Below are 21,611 nucleotides of genomic sequence, written 5' to 3'. Positions count from 1 at the left end.
CCTGGCCAGGACTCATCCACATGTCGTTCCACCATTGTCCCCTCCTTGTGTAATCCTTAGCCTGCCTCTCCGTACAAAATCTCTCTCAGGTACGCTCGACATTGATTCAAATCCGGAACTAGCACCTGCATCTTTCGGATGACCGCCGACGAGTACATCCCGTTTGCAGGAATACGGAAGGACTGCACATCGTCAACCCCCATGGTTAAGATCTCCATTGCATACCCCAGGATCTGGCTGGACTCCATATCCGTCGTCAAAAGAGGCATCGCCTCGTTGATAAGTGCCACCAGTGTAATGGGGTCGGAGCTCTTCATCGCAGTAAAGGCAGATATCAAGACCTCTCTCTGGCGCTCGGTTCTTCTGTAATCAGAATTGCCGATGGACCGGTTTCTGGCATGAATGAGAGCCTGCTCCCCTGTGAGATGATTCATCCCCTCCGATAAGTCCCAATCTGGCCGTTCCGCCTGAGGATACAGGACATTCCGGTTACGGCCACAGATATAATCCGCTTCCGCCTGACTCAGATAGAGGTCGATCCCCCCCATCATATCGATCAGGGTTTTAAATCCGCTGAAATCGACCTCCACATTTCCATCGATGTGAATTCCAAAATTCGTCTCAATGGTGTCGTCGAGCAGATCCATTCCGCCAAAAGCGTAGGCAGCATTGATTCGATTGTCGCTGTACCCTGGGATTGGAACATACATATCCCGCATGAAGGAAGTCAAGTAGATGCTCTGGCTCTTTTTGTTGATGGTGGCCAAGATCATGGAATCAGAGCGCTGCCGTCCCTCGCCCTCCCGCCGGTCCTGGCCGATGAGAAGAATATTCACCACATCCCGGTCCTTCATCACATCCGGGTCCGCATTGGCCCACACAATCTCATCCGGATTCAGGTGCGGGACTTCCGTCTCGCTGGGAAGACTTTCATCTACCTCAAAAAATTCCTCATTGGGGGCGATCTTTGCCTCCTGCTTTGGGTCAACTCTATGCATTTTGCTGAGAGTATACCGCACATAGCCGTAGGCGCCGCCTGCTATAAGAGCCATGACGATGAGAAGAATGAGCAGGATTTTGGCCCAGACAGGCATTTTCTTCTTTCTTCTCTGTGATTTTGTATTAGTATCCATCGTTTCCCCCACTATTCTTGTATTCCATCTTAGATGGAATTCCATCTAGGATGGTATTTCATCTAAGATGGAGCGAGCCGTCTCCATAGCGGTTTCTCCATCTTGCCCCAATATCTTGACTGCCTTCTGGAACCATCCATAGGATTGAACCGGATCGGTGTGTACATCGCTGCCCAGGAGATGGGCCTGTCCCGTCTTGAAAAGCTTACACAGCTTTCGCCGCTGAAGCCGGTTGCAGATGTTCTCCGCATTCACCTGGATCCCATACCCCATGTCCAGCAGATTCTCTTGCATGGATTTCTCATAGCGGTCGATGTGGGCGATGACCACCCGCAGCTTCCGCGCCGACTCGATGTACCCGATGGCGTCGGCAATCCAATTCTGCCATATACCTCTCGGCATCTCCAATAGAATCCAGTTCGTCCCCTCGATGGTCAGCTGCTCCAAGCCTTCTAGCGTCGGTAAATCATAGCTCAGATGGATCTCTCCGCCTTTGATGATCCGAATCCCCGTCGTGTTCGACTGAACAAGCGCCTCATAGGTCCGGTCCCGCCGGCTCTGAAATTCTTCCGCCGTATGGCCTGATTCCAGATAAAAGTGCGGGGTCGCGACAATCGTATCCACCCCCACGTTCTTCGCTGCCCAAAGCTGTCTCAGAGAATGTGCAAGGTCCGGACTTCCGTGGTCTGCTCCCGGCAAAATATGGGCGTGAAAATCCACATACACTCCGCGTCCCTCCTTTTCTCGGCGTGGCTATCGCTTCGCCTCATAAGACTCATAATATCGATAGTGATAGTCTCCCTTGTATTTGTAGGAATGAGCTTCGGCGTTAAACCCATTAAACAAAATCCCCACAACTTTTGCTCCCACACGATTTAGATCCTCCAGGGCCAGCCGAATATCTTCCGTTTTCGTATAGTCCTGGCGAGACATCATCACCAGCCCTGTCACCTTGGGAGCTAACGCCGCCGCATCCGTCACCGCCAACACCGGCGGCGTATCGATAAAAATATAATCATAGTCAACACGCAAGGTTTCCAACATCTCGTCCATCTTTTTTGACATAAGCAATTCGGCTGGATTCGGCGGAATCGTTCCCCCTGTCATCAGCTTTAAATTCTCATACGGCGTATCGTGGATTGGCAGCACATCCTCCAGCCCCGCCAACACTTCACTGAGCCCTGGCTTCGCCGGTACGCTGAAATAATGGTACAGCTGGATCTTCCGCATATCGGCGTCGATGAGCAATGTCTTAAACCCTGCTTGCGCAAAGGTAATCGCCATGTTAATGCAGGTGGTAGTCTTGCCTTCTCCAGGAATGGAGCTTGTGAACGCAATCACGGGACACTTCTCTCCACCGCCGAGAAACATCAGATTTGTCCGCGCGGCTTTGTATCCCTCGACCACGCCAAAATCCGTCTTATCACTGAGCATCATGCCCCGGTTTGGCCGTGTTTTTGCCTTCTGCTTTTTTTTATGATTTGAACGATTTAGTCCCATTGGTCGATCTCCCATTTGTGATTTTCTTTCCATTGACGGCGTTAATTGTCGGAATCACACCGATAATCGGTATGCTTGTAAGCTTCTTGATATCCTCAGCCGTCTTGATTGTGGTGTCGAGAAACTCTTTTAACACCACAATGGCGGCGGAGAGAAGGAGTCCCAGCAAACCGCCAATGAGTGTATTGCGCACTGTATTCGGTGAAACTGGCGAAGTCGGCAGGGCTGCTTCGTCCACAGTCTCCACGGAACCCGCCTTGACGACCCGAATAATCTCTGACGGCGCCACCTTTAGGAATGTGTTCGCCAGCAACTGCGCATGTTCTGGATTCGGATTCTTGATGACAATCTGAAAAACCTCTGTGTTGTTGATGGCAGAGGCGGAGAACATCTCCTTGATTTCTTTCGCTGAATATCCTAGCGCTGACTCCTCCGCAACCTGATTGAGAACGGCGTCGCTCTGCATGATGACGATGTAGGTCTCAACTAGCTTCTGCGATGTGGTGATATCGCTTTGGGTGATGCTCTCACGGTTATCTGTATTATATACATATAGAGAGGCGGAGGCCGCATATTGGGGCGTGATAAAGGCCTTCGTCAGCAAAAATGCTATCAGGGCGCCCATAATCGTAGCCCCGGCAATCAGCCAAAGGCAGTGCAGCAGAATTCCAGCTATCTCCTGCAGGCTGATCTCTGTCTCATCTGTCATGTCCTTCATTTGCATAGTCAACTCCTGTTTACTTCTTTCGTAAAACTAAGTATTTTACGAACCTCAAATTGCAATGTGAAATTCCTATCTATTGCTATCTTTGGTTTATTATACTGCATCGAAAGGTCTTTGTCAATTTTTCTTGTCTTATTATACAAAATTTGTCGTTCAAAGGACGCCAAAACACGTTTTGTAAGAGTATTTGTGGTCAAAAAATTGGTCAAATTCTCAAAGCAAATTCTTAACAATCCGGTTATAACCAATGCTTCATCTCGCAGAGCGTCATTCAAGTATACCTGGTCACGATTTTGGTAATATCAAAATAAATGGCGAAAAAAGAAAGAAGAAAGGCTATTTTTCGTAAAATACTTAGCTTTATGAAAAAATTGGCAAATTAAAAAACCCCCATAGACAATTCGATTTCTATGGGGGTTTTTACAGTCACTATCAAATTTCAAAATCCTTGTACCAAAAAAGTTTGACTTGCGACGGATTTTCCATTACTCTCCTTGCTGGCTCTGGAGATGGTGCTTTAAAACATTTTTCGCTGTATTGTTCACATGGCGCGTCATACACTCTTTTGCAAGTTCTCCATCGCGGCTGCGGATTGCGTCCAGCACCGCTTGATGTTCCTCCAATGAGCTCTGCGCACGGCCTTCGCTTTTCAGTGATGCTCCTCTCGTGCGGCCCACATAGTTGTGAAGATCCCGCAGAATATGTTTCAGCATCCTACTTTTGGACATGCTGTACAACAGCTGATGAAACTGTCCATCCATGGTCTTGAGCTGATCATAATTCTTTCGCTCCAGATAAAATCGGGTCAAATCTACGATTTCCGTCAGCTTCGCGATGTCTTCGTCCGTCGCTTCCTTTGCGGCGCGCTCAGCGGCCATTCCTTCGATGAGCGACCGGATCTCGTAGATATCCTGGATATCCTCCGCTGTGATCCCTGTGACGACCGCTCCCTTGTTGGGCGTGATCTCCACCAGCTCTTCCAACTCCAGCTGACGGAGAGCCTCCCGCACCGGCGTGCGGCTCACATGAAGTTCTTTTGCTAGTCCTAATTCGGTTACCGCTTCCCCGATGGAATATCGGCCGGATAAAATATCGCTGCGGATTTGGGCATATACCCTGGTGGTCAAATTCGTACCCGCCGGAAGAGAATCCGAATAGCCTGCGTCCATGTCCTATATCCTCCTTGTCCTGCCTACCCCGCAAGCAGACGGTTACATCGTCTCGATGGTCGCCATAATATAATCCGCGAATTCCTCTCCCGTGGCGCCGTCGTCCCGCCCTGTCATGACCAGCTTTCGCTCTCTGTTGCCACAAATATCAAGGGCTGCATACAACTTATCCGCCTCCTCAGCGTACCCGATATGGGCCAGCAGCATTGCCGCCGCGCGAATCACACTGGAGGGATCCGCATACTGCGCGCGTCCTTCCCGGACCATCCGCGGTGCAGACCCGTGAATTGCCTCAAACATGGCGTAGCGCTTGCCAATATTGGAACTGCCCGCTGTACCCACGCCGCCCTGGAACTCGGCGGCCTCATCTGTCAGGATATCGCCGTACAGATTGGGCAGCACCACAACCTGGAAGTCCTTGCGGCGCTTCTCGTCCACAAGCTTCGCCGTCATGATGTCGATATACCACTCATCAAAGGTTATGTGCGGATATTCCGCCGCCACTTTCCGGCATTCCTCCAAAAATTTGCCGTCTGTCGTCTTGATCACGTTGGCCTTGGTCACTGCCGTAACCCGGGTCTTTCCATTTTTATCGGCAAAGTCAAAGGCAGCACGGGCGATTCTCTCTGCGCCAGGGGAGGTGATAACCTTAAAATCAAAGGCCAAATCCTCGGTGATGTTCATCCCCTGACTTCCAAGGGCATAGGCTCCCTCCGTATTTTCCCGGAAAAACGTCCAGTCGATCCCTTGTTCTTCAACTTTGACAGGACGAACATTGGCGAACAAATCCAACTCTTTGCGCATGGCCACATTGGCGCTCTCAATATTCGGCCAGGGATCGCCCTTCTGCGGCGTCGTGGTCGGCCCCTTCAACAGGACATGGCATTTTTTGATCTCTGCCAACACATCGTCCGGTATGGCTTTATTGCAGGCCGCACGGTTTTCAATGGTTAACCCCTCAATGGTCCGGATCTCAATCTTTCCCTCTTCCACCGGCTTTTTCAGCAAAAATTCCATAATCCGCTGCGCTTGCTTTGTGATCATGGGGCCAATCCCATCTCCGCCGATGACGCCGATAATCAGCTTATCCAGAGACTTGTAGTCGATAAAATCGCCTTCACTCTTTAGCCGCTGTACTCGCGCGTCCTGCTGTTCTAATAGCTGTTCAAACCGCTGTAAAAACAAGTCATATTTTCCCATGATTACCCTCCTACTGTGCCTGTCTGATAAAATTGATTTTTCCGCCTGCCAATAGAACCTGAAGTTCCTTATCTGTCAGTTCGATGCGAAATGCCATTTCCTGGCCGCTCTTGGCATCTTTAACCGCGACACGGCCGCTCTTGACCTGCTGGATGGCGTTCTCGATGATCAAATCTTCCATCAACGTCAACGCATCATAGTCCTCAGGATTCTCAAAGACCAACGGCAGAATTCCACTGTTAATCAGGTTCGCTTTATGGATTCTGGCAAAGCTTTTAGCTAAAACCGCCTTGATGCCTAGATACAGAGGGACAAGCGCGGCGTGCTCACGGCTGGAACCCTGTCCATAGTTGTCGCCTCCCACGATAAATCCGCCGCCGTTGGCTTTGGCTCTGGCTGGGAAGTCTGGATCGCAGGGGGTCAGGCAGAAATTCGAGAGGTGCGGAATATTGGAACGGAAGGGCAGCAGGCTCGCATTGGAAGGCATGATATGGTCTGTGGTAATATTGTCCTCCACCTTGATCAGAACCTTACCTTCGACTGTCTCCCCGAGAGCCTCGTTCACAGGGAAATCTTTAATATTGGGTCCCTTGATTACCTCCACCGTCTCCGGATTCTCTGAGGGCGGGATCAGCATATTGTCATGGACAAAGAACTTCTCAGGCAGTTGGACGGATAAATCCACACGGTCCGCGTAGGTGCGGGGATCCGTCAGCTTTCCTTCCAGCGCGCTCACAGCCGCCGTCTCCGGGCTGACGATATAGACTCCCGCGGAAGCCGTACCGCAGCGACCTTTAAAGTTTCGATTGATCGTCCGCAGAGAGATCGCGCCCGTCGCCGGCGCCTGCCCCATGCCGATACAGGGCCCACACCCAGACTCCAGAATTCTGGCTCCTGCGTCGATCATGTCCGCCAAAGCTCCATTCTCCGCCAGCATGGTCAGCACCTGCTTGGAGCCGGGCGCAATGACCAGACTGACTTCCGCCGGGACTGTCCTTCCTTTTAGAATGCGCGCAACCCGCATCATATCCAGATAGGAGCTATTGGTGCAGCTGCCGATGGCGACCTGATCGACCTTAATTCCCTCCGCTTCCTTCACTTTCTTTACGTTATCCGGGCTATGGGGCAGAGCCGCCAGCGGCTCCAGCGCCTCCAGATCAATGGTAATCTCCTCATCATAGGTGGCATCGGCGTCCGGCTGAAGCTCTACGTAGACATCCCCCCGTCCCTGGGCCTCCAAAAATGTCTTTGTCATCTCATCCGTAGGGAAAATCGATGTGGTCGCGCCCAATTCGGTTCCCATGTTGGTGATTGTGGCGCGGTCCGGCACTGTCAGCGTTTTGACTCCTTCGCCTGTATACTCGACAATTCGGCCGACTCCGCCCTTAACGCTCAGGCGGCGAAGGACCTCCAGAATCACATCCTTTGCCGAGACAAAAGGCTGGAGTTTTCCCTGTAATTCCACCTTTACGATCTTAGGCATATTGATATAGTACGTGCCACCACCCATGGCTACGGCTACGTCAAGACCGCCGGCGCCCATGGCCAACATCCCGATTCCACCGCCCGTGGTTGTGTGGCTGTCAGAACCTAACAGCGTCTGGCCCGGCACGCCAAAGCGCTCCAAATGGACTTGATGACAGATTCCATTGCCTGGCTTGGAGAAGTAGATTCCATGCTTGCTCGCCACCGTCTGAATATATTTATGATCATCCGCGTTTTCAAACCCTTGCTGCAGCATATTGTGGTCAATATAGGCAACAGACCGCTTGGTTTTCACTTGATCGACGCCCATGGCTTCTAACTGCAGATAGGCCATAGTCCCCGTTGAATCCTGGGTCAGCGTCTGATCAATGCGAAGCCCAATCTGCTCCCCCGGAACCATCCTGCCTTCCACCAGGTGCGCTGAAATTACTTTCTGTGCAACATTCATTCCCATACCGATTCCTCCTTATTTCGTTGCGGGCAGCTCATCCTATGGTACGGCCCTGTTTCTCCGCCAGCGCCAGGGACAACTCCTCCAGCTCACCGTCAGAAATCGCCGTCACTCTGCCCTCTTCATATTCTTTGTCAACCCAACCCTTTAATTCTATCACAATGGGATCCTGCTTGTCAAAAGCATTTTCCCCCTTGAGGCGGAAATGGCTGTTGAGCCAGTGGGCGATGCCGGATGCGCCGGATGTATTGCTGACCATTACCTTCGGCGGCCGGTTCAGCAAGAGGTCTGTGTCAAAAATATTGTAGATCTCTTCATTTTTGAGAAGTCCGTCAGCGTGGACGCCAGCCCGGGTCACATTGAAGTCCTCTCCCACAAAGGGGGTTCGGGGGGGGATCCGGTACCCCAGTTCCTTTTCATAATACTCTGCGATCTCTGTGATCACCGTGGTATCCATGCCGTCCAGGGTGCCTCGCAGCTGTGCATACTCAATGACCATGGCTTCAATGGGGCAGTTGCCAGTGCGCTCTCCGATCCCCAGAAGGGAACAGTTCACGCCAGATGCGCCGTACAGCCATGCTGTCGTGGAATTGCTCACCGCTCGGTAGAAGTCGTTGTGTCCATGCCATTCAATCAGCTCCGATGGAATTCTGGCATGATGCCGCAGACCATAGATGATTCCCGGAACGCTCCGCGGCAGGGCAACACCTGGAATTCCAACACCGTATCCCATGGTATCACAGGCCCGAATTTTGATTGGCACGCCGGATTCTTTCATGAGTTTGGAGAGCTGTAACACAAAGGGAACGACAAATCCATAGAAATCGGCCCTCGTAATATCCTCGAAATGACAGCGAGGCCGGATTCCCATCTCAATACACTCGGTGATCACTCTCATATAGTGCTCAATCGCCTGTCTGCGCGTCATTTTCAGCTTATAGAAAATATGATAATCAGAGCAGCTGACCAGGATTCCGGTCTCCTTCATCCCCAGCTCCTTTACCATCTCAAAGTCTTTTTTGGAAGCCCGTATCCAGCTTGTAATCTCAGGGAACTCGTACCCTCTCTCCATGCACTTATACACCGCATCCCTGTCTTTCTGGCTATATAAGAAGAACTCGCTCTGGCGAATGATCCCATTGGGTCCGCCCAGACGATGCAGCATGTCAAAGAGATCCACAATCTGCTGCGTCGTGTACGGTTCCCTGGATTGCTGTCCGTCCCGGAAGGTCGTGTCCGTAATCCAAATCTGTTCTGGCATCCCCATGGGAACTAACCTTCGGTTGAAAATCAATTTCGGAACCTCCGAATAATTGAACAGCATCCGGTATAGATTCGGCTCCTCTACATCCTGAAGGCTATATTCAAACTGTGACCGCTCCAGCAAATTTGTACTGGGGTTGATCTCTAATTCATTTATGAAATCCCTGTCCTCCATTGTAACCTCCATTCCGGCACGCTAGCGACAGGGCGAAGGGAAATTCACGAGGGCGGTTTCTCTTCCGCCATCCGAGCGATTTGTAGTGCTCCGCACAAACCGCTGACCACCCTACCGGCCCGTCAAAAGCGCTTCCTTTCTTTGATTTCTCGTATTGACTTAGATTGTATACAATTATACCATTTTTGTCAAGTAAAAATCGCAGAAAAATTTATAAAAACTCTTCACCCCTCCCCCCTTTTCAGAATACCTTATAGTATCAAAGGCGATAGACCTCGGCGAAAAGCCCTGGCAATGAGCCTCGGCAGAGAGCTTCCCGCTTTTGAAATTATCATTCAAGGAGGCGGCAATTATGTGTTGCCAAAATAACATTTTCTTTCTGATCATTCTTTTCTCTCTGTTCTCTAACGACGGCTGTGGGTGTGGCAATGGATGTGGAGACAACTGGTGCTGGATTTTGATTCTGCTTCTGTTCTGCGGCAATTGCAATGGCAATGGACTCTTTGGCCTTAACAACGGATGCGGTTGCAACAACTGCTCCACAAGCTGCGGATGCAAGTAATCCCACTGTAATGCAGTTGGAAGAACCTTCGGTTCTTCGGATTGAGTCCGCCTCACGGCGGACTTTCCTATAGGAGAAAAGTTCGCATTCCGCGGATAAAAAGGACGGCCTCTTCCGAGAAGAGGTCGCCTTTTTTATAAAATCGTTCAAAACTTAACTGCGAGACTTATCGAGGCAACTTGAGAAGTGTTTCCTCCTGAAACAAGGGCTCCAACAGGACCCCCTCCAAGATAGGAGTTCCCATCTCATACGTCATGGAAACCGCCTTTGTAATCAGTTCACCGATCCGGTTCAAGCTCCAAGAAAGGGGTTTTCCATGCAGGACGTAGCCTACTAGTAAACTGCAAAAAAAATCACCGGTTCCGCTGTAATGGACGGGTAACATAGAGAACGGCGATTTTACGTATTCCCCTGTCGCTCGATCATATCCCCAGTTGGCATTTCCATCATCCTGCGCCACTCCTGTTATACAGACTGTCGCAGGACCCATATCGGCCAACTGTCGCAGGTAATCTCGCATCTTCTCATCGGATACGGTATCCTCATATTCCCGTCCAAGCAGGAAACAGGCTTCCGTGAAATTCGGTGTGATGATATCGGCTTGCGCAATCAGCCGCCGCATTCCGCGAATCATTTCCTCCGTATAACATTGATACAGCGCCCCCTGATCCCCCATGACTGGGTCCACAACCAGAAGAGCTCCCGCCCTGCGGCATTCCTCCAAATATGGCTCCAGAATCGTGGTCTGCCTCTCAGAGCCCAAAAAACCGGTATACACACAGTCAAATCGGATATTCTGCTCCCGCCAACCGTCGATATACCCTTGTAGATTGTCGGTAAAATCAACCATAAAGAATCGTTCAAATCCTGTATGGTTGCTGAGAATCGCCGTCGGCGCCGGGCAACAACAGACTCCCATATTCGTCAATGTTGGGATCGCCACTGTGAGGGAGCACCGCCCATATCCGGTTAAATCATTAAAAACTGCTGCTTTGGGCGTTCTCTTCATGGTCGCCCCTCACTTTGTTTCTGGGCCGCGTACGCGCTGATAAACTGCCGGGCGCTCCTTCCGGAGAATCCTTTTTGGTCGAGAGCCCATTGCAGAGCCTTTTGCCGCAACTCCTGCGCATCCCCATTGACCCCCAGTTCCGCCGCCATATGGGATACGATCTCCAGGTACTCATCCTGTTTCGGCACCGGGTAGGTCAGGGTGATGCCGAATCTCTGGGACAAAGACAATTTCTCGTTCATAGCCTCAATGCCGTGGACTTCCTCGTCCATATGGTTCAAATCCCGATCTTTCCACTTCTGCTGAATGATATGCCGCCTGTTGGATGTGGCATAGAAAATCACATTGTCTGGCTTCTTTTCCGCGCTTCCCTCCAAAAGTGACTTAATATATTTATAATCCGTCTCCTGATCTTCAAAGGAAAGGTCGTCAATAAAGAGAATGAAGCGTTTGCCTCGCCCAGTCAAAAATTTCATGACATCCGGGAGCAGGGGCATCTGCTCCTTACCCATCTCCAAAAGCCGGAGCCCGTCTTCAAAATATTCGTTGACCAGCGCCTTGACGGAGGAGGATTTGCCAGTTCCCCCCGCCCCCGCCAACAATACGTTGTTTGCGGGACGCCCTTTGACGAAGCTGCTTGTATTCTCAATCAATGTCCGCTTTTGGTATTCATAGCCAACCAGATCCGACAGTCGGATGTCATCATAGTATTCGATGCCGACCAAGCCCCTCGTCTGGCTCCACCGAAACATGGGATACATGGCCATAACTCCGCAGCCGTTGGTCTCATAATACTCTTTAGCCGCGTCTGCTATGCTGGATGCTTGACAAGCCGGATCTGCAAAAGACAAGGTCTGTAAAAAGCCGGCCAGGATATCCCTTCGCCTGCGCGCGGGCAACCGCCCATCCTTCCCCTTTGTGTCCCGCACATATTGTCTTGTGATCTTTTGCAAGCCAGCCGACTCTAGTTCTTCCTGAACCTTGGCCACCACACTCTTCAGAATTCCCATATCCCATAGGACAGCCTGGTATAAACTTCCACTGTCTCCGGCGGAGCGCCGCTCGCAGTCCAAACTGAACGGATTGACATCATTTAATATGAGATGCCAAATCCAAGCCTCCATGATATTGCCCTCCAACAGATACTGTTCCGCCTTTTCAATCAGACGGCCTGCCAATTCACATGCCTTGTCCATCCTCTGCCGGGCGTTTTCGCAATCTAACATCTCCTGCACTGCCGCCATGACAGGATCCTGCATGATCCCTCGATACACGATCAATTGACGCAATCTAGCCATTCCTATCCTTCTTCCACTCGTAATCTACGGAACATATTGTACCACATCTGGCGAATAATGCAAGCCCAGATCTGCACCAGAATAAAGCCTACAACTACTGCCTTCTGCAGGATTCACACTGTACGCGCAATTCCGAGATAACCTGATTCAGATAGATTGCTTCTCTCTCATTGACATCCGTAATCTTTTGAGCGGCCCGCATCAGTACATTCAAACTCCCCGTGATGTTATATTTCATAGCCAATGACATAGCTGACTGCGCTTGGCTGTAGCATTCCGACGCTGCCCGAACCATAGCGTCATCCGAAATGAATCCTTTTTCATAGAGTTTCTCGACTCGAATCTTCATAAGCTGCTTGTGTTCCATAAAACTGCGCGTATACCTCATATCAACCTGTCTGTGCTCATCCCCAGCCTCTCTTAAATAGAGCACTAGCTCCTTCCAGGCATTTTGACCAAATTTCAGGCGGCCGGACGATATGTACTGCGATAGTTCCCGCCGCGACAAGAACTCGGGGATATACGAATTGTAATACTCCGAAAGCCTGTCGGCAACATTGTTTGCGTTAATGCCCGGAAAAATATACTCTCTGTTCACACGAAAGAACAGCAGCTCTATGTCGCTTTTTTGCACATTGAGAAGGGCTGCCTCATATTCGCCATAGGGAATCGTATACGGAACATATCTCCCGTTTTTATACCCTGCTGACATATAGACGCCGGCGCCGTCATCGAAACCGTACAGCAGGCACTCATGATCAAAATCATAGTATCTCCCCTGACTGATCGCGGATATATATCCCTCATTTGGCGAAGCGTATACATATTGCCCCTTTGACAGTCTGCTGCGAGCTTCTTTGATCGCTTCCTGTACGCACGCCTTTGTTTTATCCTGGCACACATATGGCTCTTGTCTGACGAGGCCACATTTTTCAAACCACCCGTCCTCGGGATATAGATAAAAATTGTTTCGATCCTCCTGGCTATACAGGCAATTGACATATATATCACACATTCGCTCTGAAACAAATTTTTTTCCGAAATGTCCTTCTACGATTCCAAAGGGATACGCATGATTAAGGTACGTTCTTATGATCGGTGACAATTCAAATGGCAATATAACTTTCATACATCCTCCTGTGCTTTTTTATAGACCTCAGATACGTTGCCTACTGTGCCATTATTATTGCACGATCACCGATTCTAACGAAATGTGCTGTTGCACTGTTTATACAAATTCTTTGTTCAGTTACTATGTAGACATACAATATACTCCCTTCCAGGTGGCAAGTGTCTGTTATTTCTCTTGCCGACCTAGAAGGGAGCTCTCTCGTTAGCGCAATAATCCCTTATTTTCTTACACTATGGGCACATTCCGCGTGGCCACAATGTCAGCGCCGGTTCCCGCCACATCCCCTAGGATCACATCCCCTACGCGGATAGGGGCTGCCACCTGAAGATCCGCCAATGCTTCAAGCACCATGGGGATCGACTCTTTTGCGACCGGCCGGTTCGTTTTGACCGACAGCATTTTTCCCTTTCCATTGGCCACATACACCGACGATGTGACAGTCCTCACCGGATGGGTCAATTCTTCCTGCCCATATCGTTCTCCCCTAGGGCAAGAATTGCCACTTACAACAACCTGTCCGTCCCGCAGTTCCGCCTGTAAATGGCATCCTCGCGGACACAATATGCAAATCAGCTCCATCACAACCTCCCTCCCCCGCTCTAGCGGCTAACTTCCGCCGACAGCACGACGTCCTTCGCACTCATCAATTTCTCTGCAACCTCAAGGGAAATGGGCAGCTCTTCCATCTCGCCAGGCACTGCCCGGATGAATCGTTTGGCTGCCAGCTCTTCCCCATCGGCCCGCAAAATAATTCTGCCAGCCCCCAGAGGGGAGCCAACGCGGAAGTATAAACTACAGGCTTCTGCCTGAACCAACTTTTGAGGGACGATATACCGCACGTTTTCCCCTGGATTCAAGGAAACCCCTCCCGATACTGCCTCCGTCCCTCTATTCTGGCAATACGCCGCTGCGCCCTTGCCCGCAATGACGCTTTCCTTGCTAACAAAATCCACAATATCATGCACATGTAGAACATTGCCACAGGCAAATATCCCCGGTACGGATGTCTGCCGGTTTTCGTCGACCTTGGGTCCCCCTGTCACAGGGTCCATCTGAATGTTGATTCCACGGCTCAACTCATTTTCTGGCAATAATCCCACGGACAAGAGCAGCGTATCACAGGGGACGTATTCCTGAGTCTCCGGGATAGGTTTCCGATTTTCATCGACCTTGGCGATGGTCACACCCTCAACCCGCTGTTTTCCATGAATGGCTACAACCGTGGTATTCAGCTTCAGCGGTATGCCGTTGTCCCGCAGGCACTGCTGTATATTCCGCGCTAATCCCGATGAATACGGCATGATCTCACATACCATCTTGACATCGGCGCCTTCCCATTTCATACGGCGCGCCATGATCAGTCCGATATCTCCGGAGCCGAGGATCACGACCTCCTTGCCCGGCATGGCGCCCTCCAGGTTTACAAGCCTTTGGGCAAGTCCTGCCGAGTATACGCCGGCTGGCCTCATCCCCGGAATTTTCAAATTTCCTCGGACACGCTCGCGGCATCCCATGGCCAGGACAATGCTTTTGCACTGGAAAATACAGACTCCCTCATCCGGATTCACACAGTATACCTTCTTGTCCGGAGTAATCTCCAGCACCATGGTGTTGACCATATATGGGATGGACCGTTTTTCCACCTCATCGATGAACCGCTGGGCGTATTCCGGCCCCGTTAGTTCTTCCTTAAACCACTGTAGACCAAAGCCATTGTGGATACATTGTTGCAAAATACCGCCCAGATTCTCATCTCTCTCCAAAATGTAGACATCCCGGACGCCGGCATCGTAACACGCACAGGCCGCCGCCAGTCCCGCAGGGCCGCCGCCGATGATCACCGTATCAATGTTTCGAATCATGGCTCGCACCTCCATTCGTATCCTTCAGCTTCCCCACGATCAACTCGGATCCCTTTCCGTTCTTAGTAATCTCGCAGAAGGGAATCCCCGTCTCCTCTTCAATGATTTCCATCACCCTGGGTGTGCAAAAACTTCCCTGGCACCGGCCCATCCCTGCACGGACACGGCGTTTCACGCCGTCCACTGTCCATACCGGTATCGGTGAGTGAAGCGCCCTGCGGATCTGCCCTTCTGTAACAGTCTCACAGCGGCATACCATCCGCGCGTAGGCTGGATCCTGGCGGATCAAGGCCTCCCTCTCCTCCCAGCTCATGGCAGAAAAGACCGGGATCCCCTCCCTTGTCTCCTGAAATTCGGCTTTCTCCTCCAGTGCCAGCAAGTCTCCTGTCAGCGCCGCGATCATTTTGGCGATGGCCGGCGCCGCCGTTAGCCCCGGCGAACAGATTCCCGCCGTCTGAATTAGCCCCGGAGCTAACTCAGAATGGCGTATATAAAAATCATCTCCGTATACAGAGCGAACGCCTGTAAAAGTGGTGATAGCGCCGCCTGCCGGTAATGTGGGACAGCTCTTTCTGGCCGTGTTCCACACAAGGTCAAGACCCTGCTGCGTAGTCGCGGTGTCCTCCGGATCGTAAACCGTTTCGCTGCTCGGCCCGACGAGCAGGTTTCCCTCTGCCGTCCTGGTGACGAGTATCCCTTTTCCCATCTTACTCGGCGGCTGAAAGATGACATGGTTGACGAAATCTCCGTATGCCTTGTCATACAGGATATATTCTCCCTTTCTGGCCTGGGCCGCAAGAGACTCGCCTCCCGCCATACGGCTAATTTCATCGGATGCAAAGCCAGCGCAGTTGATCAGGACTTTGCAGGTCAGTTCCAGATCACCGGCGGTTACTTGAAAACCTGTTTGTGTCTTTTTAATGGACGTCACCGGATGGCCCAGATAGAACTCTGCCCCATTGTCTGCCGCATTTTCTGCAAAGGCAATGGCCGCCTCGTACGGAGATATAACACCGGCAGTCGGAGCATACAACGCCTCCACCACCTCTTGGGATATGTGGGGTTCCCTTTTGCGAACCTCATCCCCGCCTAATATGGTAAGCCCTTCGACCCCGTTTTGTAGGCCCCTAGAAAATAGCGTTTGCAGTTCCTTCCGATCTTCCTGTGTAAAGGCTAGTACCAGAGAACCATTCTGGACAAATGGGATGTCCAAATCCCTGCAGAGTTTTGGATACATCTGATTTCCCTGGACATTGAGCTTGGCCATCAGGGAACCTGCCGGTGCGTCATATCCGGCATGGATGATTCCAGAATTTGCTCCCGTTGTCTTTCTCGCTAAATCGCTGCCCGCCTCTACCAACCCAATGGTCAGTGTATATCGGGATAATTCTCTGGCCACAGCGGTTCCTACGATTCCGCCGCCTATGACCAGCACATCCAGCGACTTCTGCCGGTTCTCTTCCTTATATGTTTGCTCCATCGAATCCCTCCTGCATATCCCTCTTCAAGAATCACGCTCATTATACGAAATTTACGAATTCTTGTCAATAGGGAACACAGTTCCACACAGAACTTTTTATTACGGAATTCAATTCTTTCTTGAGATACGAAGGATTCTATGATATACTAGTCGCGAAAGCCCTCGCGCAGTGGGCGAAGCGATCGGGCCGCTGCGCGGTGGTATATATTTTAGTGGGAGTGACACAACACATGCTGACTCTTTTGATCATGGCAGCCGGTGTCCTCATCGGTATGCGATGGTTTCCACCATCTTTACAGAAGTACAATTCTATACTACAGACGCTCTGCACATCGCTGTTGATCTTTTCTATGGGCGTCTCCCTCGGCAGCCGCCCAGAATTTTTCGGTGAATTGCGGGCCATCGGTTTGTATAGCCTGCTGTTTGCAGGCGTTTCCATCCTTCTATCGACAATCGTGGTTTTTCTCTTGACAAAATGGTTTATGGAGGGGCGTCATGGTCATCGCAGCAATCGTTAGCCTTATTTTAGGCGTTGTCTGTGGTCAATGGCTTTTCTCCCCAGATCTCGTCTCCCTTTTTGGTCCCATCTCGGAATACACTCTGTACATATTGATGTTTGCTGTTGGCATCAGCGTGGGAGCCAATAAGCAGGTATTTCGCCGTTTACGGCAATATCATGTCAAAATTCTCATCATCCCCGCTGGAATTGTTGTGGGTACAGTCCTGGCCGGTTTTCTATGCTATCTGATTGTGGACATGCCGCTGCGGGATTGTCTGGCTGTTGTATGTGGACTTGGCTGGTATAGCCTCTCCGGGGTTTTGCTGACAAATCTGGCTGGCGCTACGCTGGGAACAATGGCATTTTTCAGCAATCTATTGCGGGAGATTCTCTCGTTCTTGACTATTCCATTCATCGCCAAGCATTTGAATCATTATACGGCCATCGCCCCCGCCGCCGCCACCAGCGAAGACACAACCCTACCGCTTCTGATGCGCTGCACCAGCGAAGATGTGGCGGTAATGGCCGTTGTCAATGGGGTTGTCTGTTCCGCGCTGGTTCCTGTCATTCTCAACTTACTATATCGAGTATAAAAGTTCGCGGACTTTTTATTTTCCACTTCTCGCTATCTGTCCCGTTATAGCTGAAAAAGAAATACATACCAAAAAAGGCAAACCCTCAGCCGAACATCCCCTTAATCCCGATGATGATCAGAATCATCCCGCCCAATATCTGCGCTTTATTTCCCAACATATTGCCAAACTTTTTGCCGATGGCAATGGAGAGAAAGCTACAGACTAAGGTTGTGACGCCGATGATGGAAACGGCCTGCACGATATTTACCTGCATAGCACTGAAACCAACTCCCACAGCAAAGGCGTCGATGCTGGTGGCAACTGCTTGAAGCAGCAGCATACGGTAGGTCAACGAACAGTCGGTCTCTTCCTCCAGCTGTGGATGTAGGCCGTCATAGACCATCTTGCACCCGATGACACCCAGAATAATCAGAACGATGATCCCGGAATAACGGCTGAGAAAATCTGCGAACACACCGCTGGCATAGTAGCCGAGAAGCGGCATCAGCGCCTGGAATCCACCAAAAAACAGCGGCATTGATAGAATTTTTGTTCTACATGTCTTTGGATACACCATTCCATTGGTCATGGATACCGCTGCTGCATCCATACTCAAACCGATACCGATCATGATGACTTCCCAAACACTCATTTTAATCTCCCCTATTCATTGTATTGACAAAAAAAACAGACTCATATATGACATCCGCGCCATATATGAGTCTTGTTATTGAAGACAAGCCAGATTGCTATCCATGTACTGCATGGACTCGCAATCAGCATGTTGACTTGCCACACGACATCGTGCTAACTACTCCCTCATAATACTTGCTATCTAGTATACTGAGAATTCCTGGGATTGTCAAGTATTATTTTAGAGACTGCGGATCACCTCATTTGGAAGCGCCGTCCGAACCGGTTGAATCCAATGATTCTGGGGTCTCCAGCGGGTTAAATATCTTCGCCATCATTTCCTGACACCCTTTTTTATCCAAAAAGAAATAGCTTTTTCCGTCTTCGTCTCGGGCTTCTCCCGGAAGGGTGGCGGTCATTAGAGAATCCAAATCGATATCAGCGGCGATGGAGGCATACCGAAGAATATCCACAAGTTCCGCATCCGTCTGCACATAGGAATAGCAGGTTCGAATCAATTTGGGAAGCTTCCAGAGATTCTTCCCCTGAAGAAGCTGGTCTGCCGCTGCCCTCAGGAAGCTTTGCTGCATTTCCACGCGTTCAAGATCCCCCATCTGGTACGTCTGGCGGTGCCGAACCACCGCCTCCGCCTGTTCTCCGTTTAGCACCTGCCGGCCCGCCTCCACCGTCACGTTCCTCTGGTAGTCATCGTTCCACGTTGTGATCGTCTTTGGCACGTCAAACTCGATCCCCCCAATGGCGTCGATGACCTCGCGAAACCCCTCAAATGTAACCGCCGCGTAGAAATCAATGTGGATATCCAGCAGCTTTTCTACCATATACACACTCCAGGCGTTGGCATTTCCTCCGTCGGAGGCATAGTTGTGAACCTCTGTCAGCTTCAGCGTTTTCTTGGTATAACGGTTGATGTCTTTCAATGCCTGATATTCCTGGTCTGTCAACGTGACCTGCGTATCTCGCGGAATGGATACAAGGCTCGTGGTCTTCGTGGCCGTATTAAAATTGCACAGCATCATAACATCCGTGTGCAGACCATCCAAATCCAAGCCAAAAAGCAGGACTGTCACGTTGTCCTGATCCGGTTTATTTTGAATCCAATTTAAGTATTCTCGCTCCTCCGGACTGATGGACGATTCATCTGAGGACTCCCCTGACAAATTTTGCGGAGAACGGGTCCCGCTGCTCTCCTCCTCAAAACTAATTTCTCCAGTATGGGAGGCTGTTTGATTCTTTCCCCACAGAATACGGAAACCATTCCAGCCAAGGGGCATCAGCAAAGCTAGCACCATGATGCCGGCGCCGATGGCTAGTGCCCGGTTCCTCTTCCTCTTTTTCATTTGTTCCCAATCCCTTCTTTATCAAACCTGTACCGGCAATTGTCTTTAGTATAGCATCGACTTGTATCGAATTTGTATCGAAATTAGCGGGATGAGAAAATATAAATCAAATTGCTTTTTCGAAGCAGTAAAAGGGCAACTCCCGAACTCGTGGATCTTTGTTTCGGTAGTAGATTTCGCCTCTTTTTACAAATCCTAACTTTTCATAGGTCAAAACCGCGCGGTGATTGCCTGAAAAGCTATCAATGCGCACCGCGGATGCCGCCATCTTCTGCGCCTGCTTTTCCGCAAATGTAATCAGCTTCTTGGCCAGTCCTCTGCGCTGGTACGAGGGATGTACCGCTAAACGGTGGATATATAGCGCTGCTCCGCTCTGAATCCCCCAGGAGACAGTGGCGTACTCCGGTGCGGGGGTGTTGTCAAGCGTTACGACCCCCATAAGCACCTTGCCATCAAAGGCGCCGTACAGAGCACCCGCTCGCTGGTCGCGTTCCGCTTCCTTCTGTGTGGGATACTCCGGTGTCCAGTTAAAGAGCCCCTTTTGATTCATGGCGTGGCTACAGGCTGTATAAATCTTCCCCGCCGCCGTGATCTCCGTCTCTGTTACGGTTCTTATTTCCAAACTCATAGCCTTCTCTATTGAATCCTCCTACACTCCAGATAGAATCGTTTATCCCTCGCATCTCCCATGGAGAATGTTTTTCTAGGCAAAACGCCCCCCTGGAGAATCCCAGGAAATAATTGCTCCTTTTCCATGCCGGCAAACGTAAATGCTATGTTTCCCTCCTGGCGGCCTAACTGCTTAGCCTCCTCCAGTCCGTGGATGTAATCGATCTTGCCACCGTACTCCTGTAGAAAGGGATCGAGAAACGATTGAAGTAGGCTCACCGGCAGCAATCCCTCTGAAGCTGAAATTGACAGCGTCCCTTCACAATCCTTCGCCCAGTACTCCAGCGCAATCTCACCGGCAGCCGTTCTTCCAATGTGGCTCTGTGGATATGCCCTCCTCAGCGCTTCCATAACTTGCCGATGGTCGACACCAAACAAAACCCTGTAAATTGGCTCAAATTTCAGAGATGCATCGTGCAGGTTTACAATCTCCGCCAGCGCATAGCGCGATGGATGCCGCAGCGCTGCCTCGACTCCCATTTCTTCTTTTCGCATGTCATAGCACGCTTTTGCGGAGGCCAGAGAGTGATTTCCGTCGCCCACGGCTAGCACCAACGGGTCCGTCCTTGACGTATGATACTTCCTTTGAAATTCTTCTAGATTTCCCATCTGCTCTAAAACGGACTGCACTCGCTGGATTTCTTTCCTATCGAGCAGATATCCCGTCACGTGTCCGCTGTCCAGCATGAGTTCAAAATCATAGACCTTGGCCAGTTCCCTTTTCCTCTCTGCGATGGGTTCAATCAGCAGTCGATCCACATCGTCCGCCAAAAGCATAAGATGGGGCAGTTCAAGAGCGGCGTCCTGTCGAATCCTGACCCTTGGCGGAATCCGCGACAAGACAGTTTCTTCCGTCGCTCGTATTTGCGTCTCGGCGCCCGCAGCATACTCATAGTCTTCCAAATCGACCGCTCCTATGATCCCCCTTCGCACGCTTCCCCCAGGGATGCGCCGTTCGACGTAAACCATCGCATCTTTGAATTGTCGGAAAACACCCTCCCTCAAATACTCGCGCATCGTCTCATTGATGCTCCGTATCCGTTCTTGAACGCACGCCTCTCCCTCTTCTAAATAGATCTCCGGCAATGTGATATGATAGGCGGATGGATGACCCTCTGTGAGAGTTTTGACCTGCTCCCAATAGGCCGCATCCGATGTAAACTGATCACAGGCAATGCTGCTCCACAGAGCACATTCTTTCTCATGAGGCAGCAGGATTGTCGCGGGCGTAAATATCATCGTTTCGTCCTCCTTGGCGACACGGATTCCATGTCGATTTCTAATCTCTTATTATAGCGTGATATCGAACATGGGTCAAGCCCTTTCAGCCATTTTCGAGGGTCATGTTAGCGCATGTCAATATGATGTGACAGACGCCTATACAAAAAATTTTACAAAATTTCTTGACACAGAGCAAAACATGCCGTATAATAG

General features: G+C 50.6%; 21 protein-coding genes. 3 read left to right on the top strand and 18 right to left on the bottom strand.

Going from position 1 to position 21,611, the window contains the following annotated elements:
* Positions 1-56 precede the first annotated feature (56 nt).
* The 8 genes from H8730_RS05060 to H8730_RS05025 all read right to left on the bottom strand — a co-directional run bounded on the left by H8730_RS05060 (position 57) and on the right by H8730_RS05025 (position 9,100).
* Positions 57-1,133: an LCP family protein gene (locus H8730_RS05060; protein ID WP_177713586.1), complete on the bottom strand. Its 1,077-nt coding sequence runs from the start codon at positions 1,131-1,133 to the stop codon at positions 57-59.
* A 45-nt stretch (positions 1,134-1,178) separates the two neighbouring features.
* Positions 1,179-1,859, bottom strand: coding sequence for a CpsB/CapC family capsule biosynthesis tyrosine phosphatase (locus tag H8730_RS05055; protein WP_177713587.1), 681 nt, complete (start codon positions 1,857-1,859; stop codon positions 1,179-1,181).
* A gap of 27 nt (positions 1,860-1,886) precedes the next feature.
* The gene (locus H8730_RS05050; RefSeq protein WP_177713588.1) at positions 1,887-2,633 is read right to left on the bottom strand and encodes a CpsD/CapB family tyrosine-protein kinase; all 747 of its coding nucleotides are present in this window, start codon (positions 2,631-2,633) and stop codon (positions 1,887-1,889) included.
* Entirely contained in the window at positions 2,608-3,357 is a 750-nt protein-coding gene (locus tag H8730_RS05045) for a YveK family protein (protein WP_249289513.1), read from the bottom strand. Before H8730_RS05045 ends, H8730_RS05050 begins: the two co-directional genes overlap by 26 nt.
* Positions 3,358-3,842: 485 nt before the next feature.
* Entirely contained in the window at positions 3,843-4,526 is a 684-nt protein-coding gene (locus H8730_RS05040; RefSeq protein ID WP_177713590.1) for a GntR family transcriptional regulator, read from the bottom strand.
* Positions 4,527-4,568: 42 nt separating this feature from the next.
* Positions 4,569-5,726 carry an isocitrate/isopropylmalate family dehydrogenase gene (locus H8730_RS05035; protein WP_177713591.1) on the bottom strand — a complete coding sequence of 386 codons (1,158 nt, stop codon included), beginning with the start codon at positions 5,724-5,726 and terminating at the stop codon, positions 4,569-4,571.
* A gap of 10 nt (positions 5,727-5,736) precedes the next feature.
* Positions 5,737-7,665, bottom strand: a complete 1,929-nt coding sequence (locus H8730_RS05030) for an aconitate hydratase (protein WP_177713592.1) — start codon at positions 7,663-7,665, stop codon at positions 5,737-5,739.
* 31 nt (positions 7,666-7,696) lie between these two features.
* Positions 7,697-9,100 (bottom strand): 2-isopropylmalate synthase, encoded by a 1,404-nt coding sequence (locus tag H8730_RS05025; RefSeq protein ID WP_177713593.1) that lies wholly within the window; start codon positions 9,098-9,100, stop codon positions 7,697-7,699.
* Positions 9,101-9,452: 352 nt separating this feature from the next.
* Here H8730_RS05025 and H8730_RS05020 point away from each other — a divergent pair, with 352 nt between their 5' ends.
* Positions 9,453-9,662 carry a hypothetical protein gene (locus H8730_RS05020; RefSeq protein WP_177713582.1) on the top strand — a complete coding sequence of 70 codons (210 nt, stop codon included), beginning with the start codon at positions 9,453-9,455 and terminating at the stop codon, positions 9,660-9,662.
* A gap of 166 nt (positions 9,663-9,828) precedes the next feature.
* On the opposite strand, the gene H8730_RS05015 is transcribed toward H8730_RS05020, so the two are convergent.
* The 6 genes from H8730_RS05015 to H8730_RS04990 form a co-directional block, all read right to left on the bottom strand.
* Positions 9,829-10,671, bottom strand: a complete 843-nt coding sequence (locus tag H8730_RS05015; protein WP_177718208.1) for a pyridoxamine kinase — start codon at positions 10,669-10,671, stop codon at positions 9,829-9,831.
* Complete coding sequence (locus H8730_RS05010; protein ID WP_177718210.1) at positions 10,668-11,969, bottom strand: ATP-binding protein; 1,302 nt, start codon at positions 11,967-11,969, stop codon at positions 10,668-10,670. The genes H8730_RS05015 and H8730_RS05010 overlap by 4 nt, the downstream gene beginning before the upstream one ends.
* A 94-nt stretch (positions 11,970-12,063) precedes the next feature.
* Positions 12,064-13,098 (bottom strand): hypothetical protein, encoded by a 1,035-nt coding sequence (locus H8730_RS05005; RefSeq protein ID WP_177718212.1) that lies wholly within the window; start codon positions 13,096-13,098, stop codon positions 12,064-12,066.
* A gap of 228 nt (positions 13,099-13,326) precedes the next feature.
* The gene (locus tag H8730_RS05000) at positions 13,327-13,680 is read right to left on the bottom strand and encodes a DUF1667 domain-containing protein (RefSeq protein WP_177718214.1); all 354 of its coding nucleotides are present in this window, start codon (positions 13,678-13,680) and stop codon (positions 13,327-13,329) included.
* A 20-nt stretch (positions 13,681-13,700) separates the two neighbouring features.
* Complete coding sequence (locus tag H8730_RS04995; protein WP_177718234.1) at positions 13,701-14,960, bottom strand: FAD-dependent oxidoreductase; 1,260 nt, start codon at positions 14,958-14,960, stop codon at positions 13,701-13,703.
* A complete protein-coding gene (locus H8730_RS04990) occupies positions 14,947-16,443 on the bottom strand; it encodes an NAD(P)/FAD-dependent oxidoreductase (protein ID WP_177718216.1) in 1,497 nt (498 codons plus the stop codon). Before H8730_RS04990 ends, H8730_RS04995 begins: the two co-directional genes overlap by 14 nt.
* Before the next feature lie 230 nt (positions 16,444-16,673).
* Between H8730_RS04990 and H8730_RS04985 the strand changes: the two genes are divergently transcribed.
* Positions 16,674-16,961 carry a LysO family transporter gene (locus H8730_RS04985; protein WP_177718218.1) on the top strand — a complete coding sequence of 96 codons (288 nt, stop codon included), beginning with the start codon at positions 16,674-16,676 and terminating at the stop codon, positions 16,959-16,961.
* Positions 16,939-17,535 carry a LysO family transporter gene (locus tag H8730_RS04980; RefSeq protein WP_177718220.1) on the top strand — a complete coding sequence of 199 codons (597 nt, stop codon included), beginning with the start codon at positions 16,939-16,941 and terminating at the stop codon, positions 17,533-17,535. Before H8730_RS04985 ends, H8730_RS04980 begins: the two co-directional genes overlap by 23 nt.
* A gap of 85 nt (positions 17,536-17,620) precedes the next feature.
* Here the strand turns inward: H8730_RS04980 and H8730_RS04975 are convergent, their stop codons facing one another.
* The 4 genes from H8730_RS04975 to H8730_RS04960 form a co-directional block, all read right to left on the bottom strand.
* Positions 17,621-18,169, bottom strand: coding sequence for a manganese efflux pump MntP (locus H8730_RS04975; RefSeq protein WP_177718222.1), 549 nt, complete (start codon positions 18,167-18,169; stop codon positions 17,621-17,623).
* 241 nt (positions 18,170-18,410) lie between these two features.
* Entirely contained in the window at positions 18,411-19,508 is a 1,098-nt protein-coding gene (locus H8730_RS04970; RefSeq protein WP_177718224.1) for an LCP family protein, read from the bottom strand.
* A gap of 106 nt (positions 19,509-19,614) precedes the next feature.
* Positions 19,615-20,130, bottom strand: coding sequence for a GNAT family N-acetyltransferase (locus H8730_RS04965; protein WP_177718226.1), 516 nt, complete (start codon positions 20,128-20,130; stop codon positions 19,615-19,617).
* Between the two features lie 14 nt (positions 20,131-20,144).
* A complete protein-coding gene (locus H8730_RS04960) occupies positions 20,145-21,416 on the bottom strand; it encodes a DUF1015 domain-containing protein (RefSeq protein WP_177718228.1) in 1,272 nt (423 codons plus the stop codon).
* Positions 21,417-21,611 lie beyond the last annotated feature (195 nt).

The organism is Bianquea renquensis (assembly GCF_014384895.1).
In the GTDB taxonomy this organism is placed as follows: Bacteria; Bacillota; Clostridia; order Lachnospirales; family Bianqueaceae; genus Bianquea; species Bianquea renquensis.
This window is presented reverse-complemented; position numbering and strand designations above follow the sequence as displayed.